18 protein-coding genes are annotated in these 16,758 nt (G+C 39.6%); 11 read left to right on the top strand and 7 right to left on the bottom strand.

Annotated features, from left to right (window positions below; genetic code table 11):
• Positions 1-101: 101 nt before the first annotated feature.
• A complete protein-coding gene (locus ACFPU1_RS12455; protein WP_054635606.1) occupies positions 102-680 on the bottom strand; it encodes a carbonic anhydrase in 579 nt (192 codons plus the stop codon).
• Positions 681-1,037: 357 nt separating this feature from the next.
• On the opposite strand from ACFPU1_RS12455, the gene ACFPU1_RS12450 reads away from it, so the two are divergent.
• Positions 1,038-2,258, top strand: coding sequence for an MFS transporter (locus tag ACFPU1_RS12450; RefSeq protein WP_385941623.1), 1,221 nt, complete (start codon positions 1,038-1,040; stop codon positions 2,256-2,258).
• 341 nt (positions 2,259-2,599) lie between these two features.
• A complete protein-coding gene (locus tag ACFPU1_RS12445) occupies positions 2,600-3,007 on the top strand; it encodes a potassium channel family protein (protein ID WP_054635605.1) in 408 nt (135 codons plus the stop codon).
• Positions 3,008-3,090: 83 nt separating this feature from the next.
• On the opposite strand, the gene ACFPU1_RS12440 is transcribed toward ACFPU1_RS12445, so the two are convergent.
• On the bottom strand, positions 3,091-3,402 hold the full coding sequence (locus ACFPU1_RS12440) for a hypothetical protein (RefSeq protein ID WP_054635604.1): 312 nt from the start codon (positions 3,400-3,402) through the stop codon (positions 3,091-3,093).
• 58 nt (positions 3,403-3,460) lie between these two features.
• Entirely contained in the window at positions 3,461-4,456 is a 996-nt protein-coding gene (locus tag ACFPU1_RS12435; protein ID WP_385941618.1) for a DMT family transporter, read from the bottom strand.
• 92 nt (positions 4,457-4,548) lie between these two features.
• Here ACFPU1_RS12435 and ACFPU1_RS12430 point away from each other — a divergent pair, with 92 nt between their 5' ends.
• Together ACFPU1_RS12430 and ACFPU1_RS12425 are read left to right on the top strand one after the other, a co-directional pair.
• Complete coding sequence (locus ACFPU1_RS12430) at positions 4,549-5,124, top strand: helix-turn-helix domain-containing protein (RefSeq protein ID WP_385941615.1); 576 nt, start codon at positions 4,549-4,551, stop codon at positions 5,122-5,124.
• 116 nt (positions 5,125-5,240) lie between these two features.
• Positions 5,241-6,527 carry an ATP-binding protein gene (locus tag ACFPU1_RS12425; protein WP_385941609.1) on the top strand — a complete coding sequence of 429 codons (1,287 nt, stop codon included), beginning with the start codon at positions 5,241-5,243 and terminating at the stop codon, positions 6,525-6,527.
• A gap of 224 nt (positions 6,528-6,751) precedes the next feature.
• Here ACFPU1_RS12425 and ACFPU1_RS12420 read toward each other — a convergent pair whose 3' ends face one another.
• Positions 6,752-7,378, bottom strand: coding sequence for a DUF1643 domain-containing protein (locus ACFPU1_RS12420; RefSeq protein ID WP_385941606.1), 627 nt, complete (start codon positions 7,376-7,378; stop codon positions 6,752-6,754).
• Between the two features lie 315 nt (positions 7,379-7,693).
• Between ACFPU1_RS12420 and ACFPU1_RS12415 the strand changes: the two genes are divergently transcribed.
• The 3 genes from ACFPU1_RS12415 (at position 7,694) to ACFPU1_RS12405 (ending at position 10,008) form a co-directional block, all read left to right on the top strand.
• On the top strand, positions 7,694-8,551 hold the full coding sequence (locus ACFPU1_RS12415; RefSeq protein ID WP_385941603.1) for a transporter substrate-binding domain-containing protein: 858 nt from the start codon (positions 7,694-7,696) through the stop codon (positions 8,549-8,551).
• A 75-nt stretch (positions 8,552-8,626) separates the two neighbouring features.
• Positions 8,627-9,286: an amino acid ABC transporter permease gene (locus ACFPU1_RS12410; protein WP_385941957.1), complete on the top strand. Its 660-nt coding sequence runs from the start codon at positions 8,627-8,629 to the stop codon at positions 9,284-9,286.
• Positions 9,283-10,008 carry an amino acid ABC transporter ATP-binding protein gene (locus tag ACFPU1_RS12405; RefSeq protein WP_385941600.1) on the top strand — a complete coding sequence of 242 codons (726 nt, stop codon included), beginning with the start codon at positions 9,283-9,285 and terminating at the stop codon, positions 10,006-10,008. Before ACFPU1_RS12410 ends, ACFPU1_RS12405 begins: the two co-directional genes overlap by 4 nt.
• 128 nt (positions 10,009-10,136) lie before the next feature.
• Here the strand turns inward: ACFPU1_RS12405 and pdxK are convergent, their stop codons facing one another.
• Positions 10,137-10,958, bottom strand: coding sequence for a pyridoxine/pyridoxal/pyridoxamine kinase (gene pdxK / locus ACFPU1_RS12400; RefSeq protein WP_054635641.1), 822 nt, complete (start codon positions 10,956-10,958; stop codon positions 10,137-10,139).
• A gap of 133 nt (positions 10,959-11,091) precedes the next feature.
• The gene (locus ACFPU1_RS12395) at positions 11,092-12,324 is read right to left on the bottom strand and encodes an aminopeptidase (protein WP_385941596.1); all 1,233 of its coding nucleotides are present in this window, start codon (positions 12,322-12,324) and stop codon (positions 11,092-11,094) included.
• 188 nt (positions 12,325-12,512) lie between these two features.
• On the opposite strand from ACFPU1_RS12395, the gene pgmB reads away from it, so the two are divergent.
• The 3 genes from pgmB to sfsA are packed head-to-tail and all read left to right on the top strand — an operon-like array spanning position 12,513 to position 14,479.
• Positions 12,513-13,184 (top strand): beta-phosphoglucomutase, encoded by a 672-nt coding sequence (gene pgmB, locus ACFPU1_RS12390; RefSeq protein ID WP_385941593.1) that lies wholly within the window; start codon positions 12,513-12,515, stop codon positions 13,182-13,184.
• Positions 13,185-13,188: 4 nt separating this feature from the next.
• Positions 13,189-13,743, top strand: coding sequence for an LOG family protein (locus ACFPU1_RS12385; protein ID WP_385941590.1), 555 nt, complete (start codon positions 13,189-13,191; stop codon positions 13,741-13,743).
• Positions 13,736-14,479, top strand: a complete 744-nt coding sequence (gene sfsA / locus ACFPU1_RS12380) for a DNA/RNA nuclease SfsA (RefSeq protein ID WP_385941587.1) — start codon at positions 13,736-13,738, stop codon at positions 14,477-14,479. The genes ACFPU1_RS12385 and sfsA overlap by 8 nt, the downstream gene beginning before the upstream one ends.
• A 428-nt stretch (positions 14,480-14,907) precedes the next feature.
• Here sfsA and ACFPU1_RS12375 read toward each other — a convergent pair whose 3' ends face one another.
• Complete coding sequence (locus tag ACFPU1_RS12375) at positions 14,908-15,462, bottom strand: LemA family protein (RefSeq protein ID WP_054635595.1); 555 nt, start codon at positions 15,460-15,462, stop codon at positions 14,908-14,910.
• Between the two features lie 502 nt (positions 15,463-15,964).
• Between ACFPU1_RS12375 and ACFPU1_RS12370 the strand changes: the two genes are divergently transcribed.
• Entirely contained in the window at positions 15,965-16,744 is a 780-nt protein-coding gene (locus ACFPU1_RS12370) for an ABC transporter ATP-binding protein (protein ID WP_385941584.1), read from the top strand.
• Positions 16,745-16,758: the final 14 nt, after the last annotated feature.

Genomic DNA, 16,758 nt, shown 5'->3' with positions numbered 1-16,758 from the left:
AGAAATATTCAGTAAATAAAAAATATGGGGGAGTTTGTTGAAAAAAGGCAACAGAAGGGCAAAAAGAAAAAGCAGGAAAACTCCTGCCTTTTCTTTTGCTATTATATTGTTTCTTCTACATCTCCGGCAGACGCAATAACTGTTTCAAGCTCTTCTAATTCTCCTGTTTCCACATGGAACATACAGCCGATAACGGGCACTCCCTTGCCGTGTTTGATATAAGTAGGGTGTTGTTTCAGCTTTTCCACTTGAGCCAAAACATTCATCTTTGCTAAGTCATCAAGAGAGTGGTCTGTTTTCTCAGCCGGAAGAGAACTCTGAATGCTTTCAATCCAGTCTTTTAGCTCAGGCTCATCATTTCCGTCAGCTGCTGCTTTCACCCCGCCGCAGCCAGTATGACCTTTAATAATGATTTTCTCTACTTTCAGGTGCTTTAAAGCATAATATAAGCTTGCTGTAAGACTTTCATCATTTTCATTTACTTGATTTGCAATGTTCCGCTGAATAAAAAGATTGCCTAAAGGCATCTGGGTAATAACAGAAGGACAGACTCGGGAATCACTGCACGCAATGACGAAGTACTCTGGTGACTGTCCTTCTTTTAAGCGGTCGAAATAAGAAGGATCTTCTTTCTTTATTTCTTTAATAAATTCCAGGTTCTTTTCTCTTAATTTCTCCATGTTTTATTACCTCACAATTTGTTTGGTTTATTTTATTGTATAGAAATTTTTTCGAAACATAAAGTAAGAATATTTTGAAAAGGTTTACAAGACACCTTATACTTTTTACTATGGAAATATAGCGATGGCTAAACAATAGGGCTTTGTTACTTTATGGTTGATGTTTGTTTAAAAGAGGTTCATTTACACCTAAAGGTACCAGTGGGAGATCCATTCATTCCGGTATCTTCTATGCCTCAGGCATGGTCTCTTCAGCTAAGGCTTTTCCTGAAGGCGTCATGCGCTTTTAAGACAACATTGGACTTTAACAAAGTAATTTATTAAGAGAAGCTGCCGTCCCGGGGGAGGAAGATGTTCGTGAAAAACGGAAAGTGGTGGGCTTTATTTTTAATTGCTGTTGCTGAGTTATTTGCTTTAAGTTTGTGGTTTAGTGCTTCCGTTATCGTCCAGGAACTTAGAGATCTCTGGGCTTTGACCCCGGCTACAGAAGCATGGGTTACAGCTTCTGTTCCTATAGGGTTTGTGATCGGTGCTTTATTTAGTTCCTATTTAGGTATAGCTGACCGTTTTAATACGAGAAAGGTATTTGCAGTATCAGCATTGGCAGGGGCTCTATTAAATTTATTGTTAATTTTCTCTCAAAGTGCGTGGATAGGGATTGCACTTCGAATATTGACCGGTGTCACGCTTGCTGGGGTGTATCCTACAGCAGTAAAATTGCTGTCCCAGTGGTTTCCCAAAAAAAGAGGGGTGGCTATTGGCATCCTGATTGCAGCGTTGACCCTCGGGTCTTCTCTTCCTCATTTTATTGTTATATTTTTCTTGGCGGTCAATTGGCAAATGGTTATTGTGACAAGTTCGATTCTCGCTTTGACAGCGGCTTTTATAGTTTATTTCTTACTTAAAGATGCACCTGGCTCACCAGGCAAAACTCCTTTTTCCTTTAAGTTAATACGAAAAGTAGTCAAAAATAAACCAGTAATGCTTGCGAATTATGGTTACTTTGGTCACATGTGGGAGTTGTATGCTATGTGGACTTGGCTTCCCGTGTTTCTTACAGCCAGCTTTACCGCACAAACGACAGAAGTAAGCACGTGGTTTATTGCTCTGGCCTCCTTTATTTCTATTGGGATAGCTGGTGGAGTCGGCTGTGTAGTGGGAGGACTGGTAGCAGATAAAATCGGCAGAGCGTATTTAACCATTATTTCAATGGGAGTCAGTGGAGTGTGTGCTATTTTAATAGGGTTTACGTTTGGTCAATCGATTTGGCTTACTTTTGCTCTTGCTGTCATCTGGGGAATTTTTGTTATTTCAGATTCAGCTCAATTTTCGGCAGCTGTCTCTGAGTTTGCGGACGTAGAGTATGTGGGTACGGCCTTAACATTTCAAATGTGCATCGGTTTTCTTATTACTATTTTCTCTATAAACCTCATTCCTTTGCTTCAAGGAACAGTTGGCTGGCAGTGGGTATTCAGCCTGTTAAGCATTGGTCCTGTTTTAGGCATTATTTCAATGGTTAAATTCAAGTCCTATGAAATTTCAGATTCAGCTCAAAAGGCTTCTAATAAAGCTACATAATGAATATGCCCCTTGTAAATTTAAGGGATGGCAGGATCAATGGCAGAATCGTATTGGAGAATGAATAAAATAATAATAAAGATGGTGTCCTAAAGCTCTTGGCAGCACCATCTTTTTTGTAACTCTTTTATTTGTTTTTACCCTGATTCCTTAATGTTTCCAACCTCATCAATTGCTGCGTTAAATGAGAGTCCCCCTAAGTAATCAAACATTTTCTGCTGCTCTGTTTTTTTCTAAAGGAACAATTTGATTTCCCGTTATCACATAAGGTATAAAAAATGAAAAACGTTTTTTTTGAAAAAGGGAGGGGTAGTAAGCAGTAGGGAAAGGGGAGAGAGTCTATGTTTGCAGGTATATTAATTTTATTAACAATTTTATTTTTAATTGGTAATCTTTTTTATTTTTTCACAAACAAGACATTTAAGAAAGCAGGCTATGACTCTGTCTTATTTTATAATTTGTTTTTTGTTTTATTAGGGCTTACGTTAGGGTTTGCTTTCCTTTACTATTTGCTGTCTTTTCAGGAAACGGTGTTAGTAATAAATGATCCTACTGAGGATCCGGCAGAACCAACATTTTTAAACTTTTTATATTTCAGCGGGGTTACGATCCTGTCAGTGGGCTACGGTGACCTGGTACCGGTAGGAAGTGCAAGGTTTTTTGCACTCATGCAGGCCGCCCTGGGCTTTTTGCTTCCAACAATCATTTTCTTAAAAGCGTTAAACAATTCAGAGGAAGATGATGAATAAAGCCCGAAAAATCAGGATACGAGTGCTTCACAAAAGGAGGGAGCTTTATTCATCTACATCATAAAAAACCTCTTAGATAACTATCAATCTGATTCGGGAGTAGAGTAAGGTTTTTCTTCCTTTTTCTTTTTTTCGTCATGGGGTGGATGGGCGCCAGGGAATTGTCTCGGAAGATTTTGGTGAAGGTTTCTAAATTCGTAGGTGAAGGCGCTGTAGTATTGTTGGTCCTTTTCCCATGGAGTGGTTTTATTTTTTACTGGCTCGTCTCTATTTATCGGAGACCCATAAGGGCCTTCAATAAGGTCTTCTCTCGTTAAAAAGTTCCTCTGTGTTTCTACATTGGCAAAATCCGTGTATGCTTCTTCGCTGTTTTGCTCTTCCTTTTTATGATCCATACCTCTGCTCCTTCTTGTGTGTTTTTCCTTAGAATAACCACTATAAGAAAAATTAATATTAAAGTTTTTCACCTTTGCTCTTATGAAAAAGAAAGGGAGTACGCTGGGACGGGGAGCTGAGTTTTGAAAGGTAGCTGTGCAAAAGCATACCAAGCATGATAATGAATAATCCGCCTATAGCCAGGCCATTTGGTAAAGGAGATGACAATAAAAAGACTTCGCCAGCTAAGACAAATAAAACCTGTGTTGATTGTGTTGCTTCAACAGCAGCAAGCTTTCCTTGATTATGTTTTACTCTGTCTGTAGCAACAAAAAACAAGGTTGTTGCAATGACTCCAGAAAAAACAGCTACAATAAAGGTTTGAACCACTTGATCGGTTGAAGGAGCTCCTGAATCGATAAAAGCAATGAAGCTGAGCAGCAGCCAGAAAGGAAGACTTACCAATGTCATCCCAAATATCCGTTGGAACGTATCCAGGCGCCCGCCGCTTATCTCCATCATTTTACGATTGCCGAGGGGATATGCACACGCTGCGATAAGGACCGGAAGTATTCCAGCTATGAATGTATGAAGAGGGAGTGAGCTGGCATGCTGGAGCTGAATAAGCAATACCCCGGCTAAAATGAATAATGAGATAGCTAAGGATTTTTTAGGAGTTTTTTTTCGAACTGTTTTCATCCCTTTTGCTGTTTTTACTTTTTCAGTAAAGAAAAAGGGAACCAACAATGCCCCGGCTATGATAGTGATCTGCCAGGTTCCGGCAATAAGCCACCCAGGTCCGTAGGAGGCTGCATACGTCAAGGGGGCATAAAACATGACAAACCCTACAAAACTCCACATAATCCAGGGAAGGGGCTGTTTTTTAATTTCCTGGAGGACTTGTTTTCCGTTACGGCGAAAAAATACTATGAGCAAAAAAAATGGAAACATAAAAATAAAGCGAAGAGAGGAGCTCCACAGCCAGCTTCCACCCGACAGCTCCATAGATCGATTTAAAATGAAGGTAACTGCAAAGAACATGGAAGCAAGAAAACCGATTACTATTTCTCTCATACGTACCTCCGTGTTTGTTAGTATAATATTATTAACTTTTAATAAAATATATTATACTACATTGTTTAATACTATAAAAAGGAGGAAATGTTTTGAGTCGTGACAATCACCACTTTGACGCAGCCAGGCTGGCCAAACAGGTAGGGGAAACGTTAAGGTCAATTCGCAGAGAACGAGGAATGAGTCTCCAGAACTTGGCTGAGGCAACAGAGGTAAGCAAGTTGACTTTAGGAAACATTGAAAGAGGAGAAGCAAACCCTTCCCTTTCGGTAATCTGGAAAATAGCAAACGGTTTATCTATCCCCATTTCCTTGTTAGTAAAGGAACCAGAGGAAGTGGAAATTTCCAGAAAAGGTGTGGGGAATAAAGTAGTGAGCGAAAATAAGGCATGCACCCTGGAACCGATGTTTAACATGCCTGCCTTTGCTACGAGCGAAATACACCGTGCTTTCTTAAAGCCAAACAGTATATATTCTCCAGGCGCTCACCAGCCTGGTGTTATTGAATATGTAACAGTAATGAAAGGAGAGCTTTCCTTAGTTATCGAAAATGAGACGTTTTCTTTATCAGAGTTTGATTCCATAAAATTTAACGGAGACAGGAATCATACGTATATAAATTCAACGTCTTCTACTGTTGTACTGCATTTTGTAATGACGTATGCGTAACTGGCAGCACTTCCATCATTGAGTAGGCTCAAGGATTACAGATGCTATTTACATAAATGTGACTTTCAATAGTTGTCTGGTTTAGTGTGGGCTTAGGCGTTAAGTGAAAGTTTGGGGTGATTAAGATTCAGTATATAATTGATGATTTGCAAACATTTCTTTTAAATATATTTTTCGTTTTTACTTTTTTCTTTATCTATCAAAAATTCATAGAAGATAAGACTTCAGTTTCAGTAAACAAGTTGCTTCTTGTCATTATTTCCGGACTTTCTATTATTCTTTGTATGACTTTTACAGTTAATTTCAGCGATACTGGCCATATTTTTGATTTACGGCAAGTGCCATTTATTCTGGGCGCCTTATACGGAGGAAGGAAGGTAGCGGTTTCATTATTTATTATTCTTATAGCATATCGTTTATCAATGGAAGGGCAGGGAGTGTACGGGGCACTTTTGGTAAACATTATGATATTAGGTCTTCTTCTGTATATCATTCCACGGTATAAAAATGCTCCTAGTATAAAGAAAAAAGTAACACTGTCATTAACTGTTTCTTCTGCAGGGATTCTAACCATGCTTTTGGTTACATTTTTGATCTATCCGGAAATAGTAAGCGGAAGGTATATCAGCTTTATAATTCTCTTTCTAATCGTTCAGACTGCTGCTATTTTCTCGTTTATTAATTTTATTGAAAAAGGGAGAAAAGACAAGGCTCTTGAAAAAGAACTGAGAAAGCTTGAAAAGCTTAAAACGGTCAGCGAGATTGCAGCTAGTATTTCTCATGAAGTGAGAAACCCGTTAACAGTAACAAAGGGGTTTATTCAGCTATTAAGAGATTCGGATATTACAGAGGATACCAAGCAATATTATATTACCTTTGCTTTAGAGGAGCTTAACAGAGCGGAGAGAACAATTAGTGATTATCTTACTTTTGCCAAGCCGACAATTGAGGATGTAACAATCTTGAACATCAATAAGGAGATACAATACATCTTAAAAGTAGTCAGCCCATTTGCTTCTATGAATAATGTGAAGATTGAAGTGAAAAAAACAGGAGAAGTTCATGTGGCAGGAGAAGGGGAAAAGTTTCATCAATGTCTGATTAATGTAATAAAAAATGGCATAGAATCCATGCCTGAAGGTGGCAAGATTACAATTTCCATAAGACGAGAAGAGCAAATAGGAGTCATACAGGTTGAAGATACAGGGTCAGGGATGAATGATGAACAGATTGAAAGATTAGGAACGCCTTTTTATACCACTAAAGACAAAGGCACTGGATTAGGCACGATGGTTGTTTACAGCATTATTAAGGCAATGAATGGAGAAATTAAAGTGAAAAGTGAAGTGAATAAAGGGACCTCTTTTACTATTTATTTACCTATTGTTGAAGTGCCCTCATAAAAGCTTTGGTAAGAAACATAAAAAAGAAGATCCTCTTTGAAGGATTCATTTTTTTGAGGTTGCTTGAACCATTACGAGTTTGTGCTTTCAAGGGAAGCTAAGTGTTCTCAAGCAAAATCATTTACAGTTCTAATTTTTTTCAGCTCATGAAAAAGGCTGTTGAGAAGAGTTTCTCAACAGCCACCGAAGGCTCCTCCAAGAGGGTTCTTCTTATTTGTTAGCTGTTATGCTTCGGCTATACCTACACGGGTGCTGCTTATGATAAGCGAAGGAATCAGCCCGACACACGAATTACCTCTGTGAGGTTCACGGGGATGGGATCCTTTTGTCAATGGCTGTTCTTCATTTTTGTCCAGCACGAAAAGCGGCTTGTCTTCAGCTTTGAGGAATTTCAAAAGCCACCTTTTCTCTTTTTGATACAAGCGCCCGACAAGATCTCTTTTAACATTGTAAGGAGGTGGCCCCCAGGCTGTTACTAAACCATCTGACAAGGCAGCAGCTTTTTTGATGGTGCTTTGGTTTCTTTTTATAATTGTTTCATACGTACTTCTATGCATGGATTCCTGGGTATGGATTTTTACTTCTTCAGAGTCTCCGCAAAAAGGGAGAAGGCTGATAATGGTCATCGAAGAAACATCATGAAGATGATTGACGGCCAGGTTTTCCAGCTGTTTTAAAGCAGGGTCTCCCCGGTCTTCTTCATAAGTAAAGGGATTCGACAATATCAAAGAAAGGTGGCGGCCTTTGGGCCGGTTAAAGGCAACAGTTAATGAAAAACGACAAGGGATGTCATGAAAGACCTCAGACTCGTAAGTAACATCAGAAATAAACGTTGAAGAGTATCGGTGCATGAAAGTCATCCTTTCGTATATGATTGTTGCATGTTTATCATACCAGACAAAATCAAATATTCAAAATATTTAGTTAGAGAGCGAGTAAAACGTATATAGTCTCTTTTCCCTATATATGAGAGGAAGAGGTAAATATTAACCTTATTTGCATAATTATAAAAATCGCTTTGTTTCTACGAAAAAAGTGTTTTATTGAATAATTTCAAATTTCGAGTTCACAAGTAAAATTTTTTGAAAATTAATAAATTATATGTAATTTTATGATATAATCCACTTTGTAAGTAGAAATAGATTAGTACAAAAGGGGGATAACGCATGAAAAAGGTATTATTATTTCTTCTTATGTCATTTATTCTCATGTTCGCAGCAGCCTGTGGCGAAGCAGAGGATACTGGCGGGGATGAGGATACTGGTGTAGATGCAGAGACGGAGGATGCTGCTGAAGAAGAAACTGAAGGCACAGAGGAAGATAGTGAAGAAGCAGCTTCAGACGGAGAGACAGAAACCTATTCTGTGGCGACTGATAACAATTACATTCCATTTGAGTTTCTTGAAGATGGTGAATTAGTTGGATTTGATATCGACTTAATTAACGCTATAGCAGATGAAGCTGGATTTGAAATTGAAATTGAACAAATGGAGTTCTCAGGAATTGTTGCTGCTATTCCATCAGAACGTTTTGATATGGGTATTGCAGGTATGACAATTACGGAAGAACGTCAAGAAAACATAGATTTTTCTCAGCCATATTATGATGCCGGGCTCGTGCTGGCTGTAAAAGACGGATCAGATATACAATCTATTGATGATGTGGATGGTTTAACAGTAGCGACTCGTGTTGGGTCAACAAGCGAAGACTACTTAAACGAAAACACAGAAGCAAACATTGAAGCATTTCCAGAAATTCCAGAGGCTTACCAAGCTGTATTAACAGAAAGAGCAGATGCAGTTCTTTATGATCTTCCAAACGTACAATACTATGCTGAAACCGAGACAGGCGGAGAGCTTCAAATCGTAGGCGATACGCTTACGGGAGAGCAATACGGAATTGCTTTTCCTAAAGGTTCAGAGCTGGTTGATGAAGTAGATGCAGCAATTGATGCACTCAAGGAAGATGGAACATTTGGAGATATTTACGAGAAATGGTTCGGTGACCGTCCAGAAGGATTATAAGGAAAAAGAGCGTGGCAGGTATCTACTTGTCACGCTTTTTACCACTTAGAAAAGGAAGGAATGAAATATTCCGTCATGTATCTTTATACAGCTAATCATTACATAGACGTTATGCCCTTTTTATTGCAGGGTCTGCAATATACCTTGTTAATTACCTTTGTCGGGGTATTTTTTGGTTTTATTATTGGTGCTATATTTGGATTAATGAGGATATCAAATAATAAACTGGTTTATGGAATAGCCACGGTTTATGTTGAAATTGTAAGGGGTACTCCTCTTTTGGCACAGATTTTCTTTTTATATTTTGGTCTTCCAGAACTGCTGGGGGTTAATTTGGATAAGCTGACAGCATCCATTTTGGCAATTGCCCTTAACGCTGGAGCCTACATTGCTGAAATTGTACGAGGGTCTGTTCAATCTGTAGAAAAAGGTCAGACCGAGGCAGGGCGTTCATTGGGACTTTCTTCTTCCCAGACAATGCGCTACATTATTTGGCCCCAGGCTTTAAAAAGAATGATTCCACCGCTTGGAAATCAGTTCATTATCAGTTTAAAAGATACATCTTTATTTTCAGCTATTGCAGTGACAGACATTCTTTACCAAGGCCGGCAATATGCCAGCGGAACCTTTGTTTACTTTGAGCCCTACCTCATGGTGTGTGTGTTCTACCTCATAATCACAATTCCGTCAATGGTTATATTACGCCGCTATGAACGGAGGCTGGAACGAGAATGATTACAGTTAAAGATTTAAGAAAGTCCTTTGGTGACACAGAAGTGTTAAAGGGGATTACTACTGAAATCAGGGAGAAAGAAGTAGTGTGTGTTATAGGCCCATCGGGCTCAGGGAAGAGTACATTTCTGCGCTGCCTGAACATGCTGGAAGAAATCACATCAGGGCAAGTCATTGTAGACGGGGACGACATCACTGATCCTACTACTGACATTAATGATGTTCGTTCACGAGTAGGAATGGTTTTTCAGCATTTTAACCTATTCCCTCACAAAACAGTATTAGAGAATGTAACTTTGGCTCCTCAAAAGGTTAAAGGAATGGCAAAACAGGAAGCTGACAAAATAGGAAAGTCTCTGCTCGAGAAAGTAGGGCTGGCTGACAAAGCTTCTGCTTATCCGAACAGTCTGTCAGGGGGGCAAAAACAACGGGTTGCCATTGCCAGAGCGCTGGCCATGAATCCAACAGTGATGCTGTTTGATGAGCCGACTTCTGCATTAGATCCAGAGCTGGTCGGAGATGTCCTTAGTGTAATGAAAGAGCTGGCCCAAGAGGGAATGACTATGGTAGTTGTCACACACGAAATGGGATTTGCTAAGGAAGTAGGGGACAGAGTGTTTTTTATTGATGAGGGTGTTTTTATGGAGGAAGGAACTCCGGCAGAAGTCTTTGATAATCCCCAGCATCCCCGTACTCAAAGCTTTCTAAGCAAAGTTCTTTCATAATTTTACAGTGTCCTCAAGCCCCTGATTAAATTACCACTCTACAAATAAAAAGCACCCTGTGAGTAGCTGCAGCTCAGTTGTTTAAAAACAATTGAGGAGAATAGCTGGAAAACAGGGTGCTTTTTCTATTAATCTTTTGTCACTGAATGATACCGGTATGCCGTATGATTCACTGCCCCAACGTATTGATTAAGCTTAAAGGATTCTTTTATGGCAGATGATGCAAATTGCTTACCTGTTTCAATAGCTTCTCTCATTGGCCGCCCTTTGACCAGTTGTGCCGTAATTGCAGCAGAATGAGTACAGCCTGCGCCATGAGTATACTCTGTGTTTATGCGTTCAGATTCCACAAACTCAAAGCTTTTTCCATCATAAAAGACGTCAATTGAAGTGTCAGGATCGATATCGTTTCCCCCTTTTATAAGGACAAAACTTGGGCCTGACTCATAAATGATTTCAGCAGCCTTCTTCATGTCTTCAAGTGTGCTTACTTGGTTCAAGCCGGACAGCTGGGCAGCTTCAAATAGATTTGGTGTCACCAGCAAGGCCTTAGGTACGAGGACTTCTTTCAAATACTGGTCAAGTTCCGGGTTAAGAGGCTCATCAGTCCCTTTGCAAACCATGACAGGATCCACTACTACTGTTTCAATGTTGTGCTCGTCTATTTTTTTTGCCGCAAGGTCAATCACCTCTTTGGAACCGAGCATGCCTGTTTTCACAGCATCCGCTCCTATGCCGGATAAAACTGTATCCAGCTGTGCTTCAAGAACAGAAAGTTCTTGAGGATATACATCATGCTGCCATTCTTTAAAAGGATTCTGGGCAACAATGGTTGTTAAAGCGGTCATTCCGTATACTCCAAGCTCTTGAAAGGTTTTCAAGTCAGCCTGAATCCCTGCTCCACCGCTTGTGTCAGAGCCAGCGATTGTTAATACCCTTGGTAAACCCATAAAAAGTGACAACTCCTTTCTCATACCTGTACTTATGGTTAATACATTTCCTTGTTGTGCTACTCCGAAACATTGCATGTGAAAAAAGAACTGCTGTTATCTATTACAGCAGTTCTTCTCCATTTCCAGGAGACTAGACAGCCCACTCTCCATTCCTGAAAAGAGGTTCTTTCTCTCCGTTTTTGGAGATTCCGTCGATGTTCATGTCCCCAGTACCAATCATAAAATCAACATGAGTTATACTTGTATTTAATCCATTTTTCTCTTTTTCCCTTTTATCCATTTTGTCTCCGTCTTTTACACAAAAAGCATATGCGCTGCCAATCGCTAAATGATTAGATGCATTTTCATCAAAGAGGGTGTTATAAAATAGAATGCCTGTTTGAGAAATTGGCGAACTGTGGGGAACCAAAGCTACTTCACCTAAATAGTGAGAGCCTTCATCTGTTTCAATTAAATGCTTTAACGTTTCTTCTCCTTCTTCCGCAGAGAAATCCACGATTTTTCCATCTTTAAAGTGGATAGTGAAATTATCAATTAAATTTCCACTGTAGTTAAGCGGCTTGGAATTCTTTACATATCCATTTACTCCCGTTTTAAAAGGTACCGTAAAAACCTCTTCAGTAGGCATATTGGCAATAAAGTGAACCCCTTTTTTATTAGGGCTTCCACCGCCAATCCACATGTGTTCTTCTGGAAGCTCGATCGTTAAGTCAGTGCCCGGGGCAGTATAGTGAAGCTTTTGGAACCGCTTGTTATTTAGGAACTTTGCTTTGTCCTGAAGCTTCTGGTCATGTTCATCCCATGCCTGTACCGGATTATCCACATCTGCACGGACAGCTTTAAAAATAGCTTCCCACAGATGGCTGACAGCTTCCTCTCCAGTTGAATCCGGGAACACTCTTTGGGCCCATTCCCTGGTGGGGGCAGCGATGACAAGCCAGCTTACCTTATCAGATTGTATGTAATCTCTGAATGTATCCATAGCTTTTCCAGCTGCTTTGTTGGCCGCTGAAATACGTTTTGGATCTACTCCTTTAAGCAGGTCAGGGTCTGTTCCTTTAATGGTCATAAAAGCAGCTCCCTTTTCGGCAAGCTCTTCAAACCCTCTCGCTTTCCATTCAGGATACTCCTCAAAGGCTTCTTCAGGAGCCATGTCGTATTTTATCCTTGTCAGCTTATCATCGCTCCATTCCACATGAACATTCCTTGCGCCGGCGTTATATGCTGTCTTTGCTACCAGTCTTACAAACTCGACGAGTTCTAGTGAAGCATTAATGACAAGGGTTTGTCCCTCTTGAATATTTACTCCCTTTTTCACAGCAAGCTCTGCATAATTCGTTAGCTTTTTCTCAAAGTCTGTCATAAACATTCTCCTTTGTGAGTTTTTCATTTAAACGATTGTAGTGTTTAATTCATACTTATGCTTAGCCTTCATTTTATCAGGTAGGTATTGGCAATGAAACTTTTCTTGATAAAAATGGCACGTTTTTTGCTGACCCTAGAGTGAAAGGAGGTGTGATAAAATAATAAAGCATAAAAGGAGGTTTTTTTTTGAATTCTAGTTTAAAAGCTGTTTTATTTGACCTTGATGGAGTCCTTACCAATACAGTTCCTCTTCATTACAAGGCGAACAAAATGCTCGCTGAAGATCTTGGTGTCTTTTTTGACCATGAAATGAACATGAAACTCCAGGGAAGAAGCCGTATGGATGCCATAGAAGCTCTTTTGAAACAAAAGGAAGGGAGCTATTCTTACGACGAAAAGCTAAAGCTTGGAGAGCAGAGAAATACATATTACCAGGCTTTAATAGAGGACCTTAGCCCGGAAGACTTGTTACCTGGCGTCAAAGATTTTCTAGAACAGACCAGAGCTGCCGATTTCAAAGCAGTATTAACCTCTTCAAGTACTAATGCAAGAACGGTCATTTCCAATGTCGGGATTAAAAACTATTTTGACCACATTGTTGATGTACATACCATTTCCAATCGCAAGCCTGATCCTGAAATATTTTTAAAGGGGGCGGAAATGGCGGGGGTAAGTCCAAAAGAATGTGCAGGAATTGAAGATAGTGAGGCAGGAATCAGGGCCCTTCAAGCGGCTGGTATCTTTTCCGTTGGCGTCGGAGAAGAACAAGCTGCGAGAGAAGCAGATTGGTTTGTTGATTCCACTCGTGAACTTCAAGTTGATGCTTTAATCCAAAGATTCAATGAAAGGAATGGCTGATTGAATGAAGCATATCACAGTTTTTTGCGGTTCAAGAAATGGAAATCGTTCCCTCTACCTTCAAGAAGCTAAAAAGCTTGGAGAGGAGCTGGCCAAAAATAAGGTCATCACTGTCTATGGAGGAGGAAGCAGCGGGTTGATGGGAGCTGTGGCAGATGGGGCGTTAGGAAGGCAAGGAGAAGTGATTGGGATTGTGCCTGAAACGTTAAAGGATATAGAAATCGCTCATCAGCATGTAACAGAATTGATCACCGTAAAGACAATGCATGAAAGAAAGGCAAAAATGTATGAGTATGCTGATGCATTTATTGCTCTTCCTGGGGGCATAGGAACGCTGGAGGAATTTGTAGAGGTTCTCACCTGGTATGCAATAGGGCAGCATGAAAAGTATTGTGCACTTCTTAATACTGATCATTATTATGATCCTTTACTTACACTCATAAAACATATGGTGAAAGAAGGTTTTTTATCAGAACAAGTGGCTGACAGAATTATTGTTTTTGCTGAACCCCAGTCATTAGTTCATTTCCTGGTGAAGGGTGAGAAAGAAAATGTCTGACAAGCCAGTGATTTACTATGGTGAACCATTGCACCCAGCTATTTTTGTCGAAAGGACCAATCGGTTTATTATTCACTGCCAGCTTATTAATAAAGAACTAAACAAGCCGACAGGTGAGGTGGTTACCGTTCATCTTCCTGATCCAGGCAGGTTAAAGGAGTTGCTCATACCTGGGAGAAAAGTGTGGTTGCAGTACATAAATAAGCCTGCAAGAAAAACACAATGGAGCGCAGTTTTAGCCTCTTCTTCTGAAGGACAGCTTGTTTCAATTAATACCACTTTGCCCAATCGTTTAATTGAAACAGCCTTAAAAGAGAAAAAAATAGAGGAATTATGTGACTGGGAATTTAAGCGTGCAGAGTATAAGTTCGGTGATTCCCGGTGGGATTTTCTCCTTGAAAGCAAGGACAATAAAAAGATGTTATTAGAAGTGAAAAGTGTGACACTTGCAAAAGGTGAACGGGGCCTGTTTCCAGACGCTGTAACTAAAAGAGGAGCACGCCATGTACAAGAGTTATCTCATTTTCAAGAGAGAGAAAATATAGAAACCAGTGTTTTATTTGTGGCTCAGCGAAATGACGTAATGTCTATCAGTCCTGCAGACCATATCGATCCTGCTTTTGCAAAAGCTCTTCTTGATGCAAAAGAAAGAGGAGTAACATTGCTGGGGAGACGCTGTATACTGACACTGGAACACGTTCAATTAGGTGAAAGTCTGCCGGTATATGTTAAATAAAAAAGACAAAAAAAAGAGGCGGCATGCAGCCACCCAAAATGGTATCGTACGTATCAGAGGCAGGTTGAGATGATCTAAAATTGTCGAAAAAGGATATCTCTTGCTGTTTGGAATAGAACCAAAGCGCCTCCCTCTGTCACTACTATATCAAATTCGTAATATTTCTTCGTTTCTTGTTACATGGAATGAGAGAAAAATAAACTCCTTTATTTCTTTTCTTATTGGCAATTGGTCATTATATATAACTCTAAGAATTTTTTTAAAAGTGAAGAAATCGTAAATTGTTATAGGTATCGTTACATTACTGATATACTGTGGATTCTTTCGTAAAAGCGGGTGGTTGCTCAGGACCGGGAGGCTTGAAACTTTCTTTCTTAACCGATCAGAAAAATAAAGAGGAGCAGTCGTACCTCCTTTTATGCTCCTGCTTAAAAAGATACCTGAACGTTTTCTTGTTCTGCTGCCGGAGTCTCTAAAAAGTCTCGTCTGTTAAAATTATGGATGTTTGCTACAAAGTTGGTAGGGATAGATTGGATGCGTGAGTTATACTTTTTAACGGTATCATTGTATAGTTGACGAGCATCGGCAATCTTGTTTTCCGTTTGGATTAATTCTTCCTGCAAAGCTTTAAAATTTTCATTTGCCTTTAATTCCGGGTAATCCTCTCCCAAGGCAAATAAGTTTTCAAGCATTCCGCTCAATTGATCGTTTGCCTCCATTTGTTCAGCTCTATCATTTGAAGGTGCTGTGATTTGATTTCGTAATTCTATGACCTTTTCTAACGTTTCTTTTTCATGGGCTGCATATCCTTTTACCGTCTCTACGAGAGTTGGTATCAACTCATATCTTCTCTTTAATTGCACGTCAATTTGGGCCCATGATTCTTCCACCCAATTTAAGCACTTAATTAGACTGTTATAGCCGATGATCCAGGAAATGATCGAAACGACAAGTATGACACCTAATATAATGGCAAAAGTCAATGGACATAACACCCCTTTAGTGTGACTTCTTAATGTTGTCTAATCCTTATAGCAATAGCCTATAAGTCATTATATCATGGTTTCCTGACAAATATTTGGAATCTTTAAATAAATTTGGAACGTAAATAAGAGTGAAAGGTTACGCCCTTCCATATAGAAAGAAGGTCGACTGGCTTCAGGAAACAGTGCTTTTGTCATAAAAGCATATCCTTACATCAAATATTGATTTAGAAGGCTGTAATTGTTTTTCTATACTTGAAATAAAATTACCTGCAATTCATGAAAATTGTGTCTTTCTGACTGGTCTCATCGAGTATCTTATTTCCTATTCCTTCTGATCTCTTGTTCTTTAAAAAATTTCCATATTACTTACAAAAGACAAACCAACAATAATTTTGATAATTTTCTAAAAATTATCAAAATTTTGTTGACTTGAGTGATAGCTCATCCTTATAATCAATCTTAGAAAGATGATAGCGCTTACATCAGAGGAGGGAAGAGGATGCCAGCATTAGAAGTGGAAAACGTTTCACTTCAATTTGGGGGAGTTAAGGCTTTGGTAGACGTTACTTATCATATTGAAAAAGGAGAAATCTTTTCTCTTATTGGGCCTAATGGTGCAGGGAAAACAAGTATGCTGAACTGCATTAGCGGATTGTATAGTCCGTCTCAAGGCTCAATTAAATTTATGGGGAAGGATATTATCAACATGAAACCCCATAAAAGAACAAACTTAGGAATTTCCCGAGCTTTCCAGAACATAGCTTTATTTTCACAAATGTCTGTGCTTGATAATTTAAAGCTGGGCCGGCACACAAAAATGAAGTCAGGACTTTTGTCTGGGGGATTCTATTGGGGAGCTGCTCAAAAAGAAGAAGTAGCTCACAGAAAAGCTGTGGAGGAAGTTATTGACTTTTTAGAGCTTAAGGATATTCGCCATACTCCAGTAGGAAGGCTTCCTTACGGGCTGCAAAAAAGAGTAGAAGTAGGACGGGCCCTGGCATTACAGCCTGAGCTTATTCTCCTTGATGAGCCCATGGCTGGTATGAACAGCTCAGAGAAGCAAGACATGGCTCGTTTTATCCTTGATATGAATGCTCTCCAGGACATGACGGTAGTGCTGATTGAACATGATATGGGTGTGGTAATGGATTTATCCGACCATATAGCCGTACTTGATTTTGGAAAGCTTATAGGCTTTGGTACACCTGAAGAGATAAAAGAAAATGAAGCGGTGATCAGTGCTTATTTAGGAGAGGAAGAAGATGAAGAAGTAAGCTGACAAGGGGAGGATTC

Source organism: Thalassorhabdus alkalitolerans, assembly GCF_042656525.1.
Taxonomy (GTDB): Bacteria; Bacillota; Bacilli; order Bacillales; family Marinococcaceae; genus Thalassorhabdus; species Thalassorhabdus alkalitolerans.
Note: the sequence above shows the minus strand (reverse complement) of the source record. Positions and strands in the feature narration are given on the sequence as shown.

What these genes read in the sequence shown, in the direction of transcription:
- ACFPU1_RS12455 (WP_054635606.1), bottom strand. Translation starts at nt 680, where the DNA reads ATGGAGAAATTAAGAGAAAAGAACCTGGAATTTATTAAAGAAATAAAG.
- ACFPU1_RS12445 (WP_054635605.1), top strand. Translation starts at nt 2,600, where the DNA reads ATGTTTGCAGGTATATTAATTTTATTAACAATTTTATTTTTAATTGGT.
- ACFPU1_RS12440 (WP_054635604.1), bottom strand. Translation starts at nt 3,402, where the DNA reads ATGGATCATAAAAAGGAAGAGCAAAACAGCGAAGAAGCATACACGGAT.
- ACFPU1_RS12435 (WP_385941618.1), bottom strand. Translation starts at nt 4,456, where the DNA reads ATGAGAGAAATAGTAATCGGTTTTCTTGCTTCCATGTTCTTTGCAGTT.
- ACFPU1_RS12420 (WP_385941606.1), bottom strand. Translation starts at nt 7,378, where the DNA reads ATGCACCGATACTCTTCAACGTTTATTTCTGATGTTACTTACGAGTCT.
- ACFPU1_RS12415 (WP_385941603.1), top strand. Translation starts at nt 7,694, where the DNA reads ATGAAAAAGGTATTATTATTTCTTCTTATGTCATTTATTCTCATGTTC.
- ACFPU1_RS12410 (WP_385941957.1), top strand. Translation starts at nt 8,627, where the DNA reads ATGTATCTTTATACAGCTAATCATTACATAGACGTTATGCCCTTTTTA.
- ACFPU1_RS12405 (WP_385941600.1), top strand. Translation starts at nt 9,283, where the DNA reads ATGATTACAGTTAAAGATTTAAGAAAGTCCTTTGGTGACACAGAAGTG.
- pdxK (WP_054635641.1), bottom strand. Translation starts at nt 10,958, where the DNA reads ATGGGTTTACCAAGGGTATTAACAATCGCTGGCTCTGACACAAGCGGT.
- ACFPU1_RS12395 (WP_385941596.1), bottom strand. Translation starts at nt 12,324, where the DNA reads ATGACAGACTTTGAGAAAAAGCTAACGAATTATGCAGAGCTTGCTGTG.
- ACFPU1_RS12385 (WP_385941590.1), top strand. Translation starts at nt 13,189, where the DNA reads ATGAAGCATATCACAGTTTTTTGCGGTTCAAGAAATGGAAATCGTTCC.
- sfsA (WP_385941587.1), top strand. Translation starts at nt 13,736, where the DNA reads ATGTCTGACAAGCCAGTGATTTACTATGGTGAACCATTGCACCCAGCT.
- ACFPU1_RS12370 (WP_385941584.1), top strand. Translation starts at nt 15,965, where the DNA reads ATGCCAGCATTAGAAGTGGAAAACGTTTCACTTCAATTTGGGGGAGTT.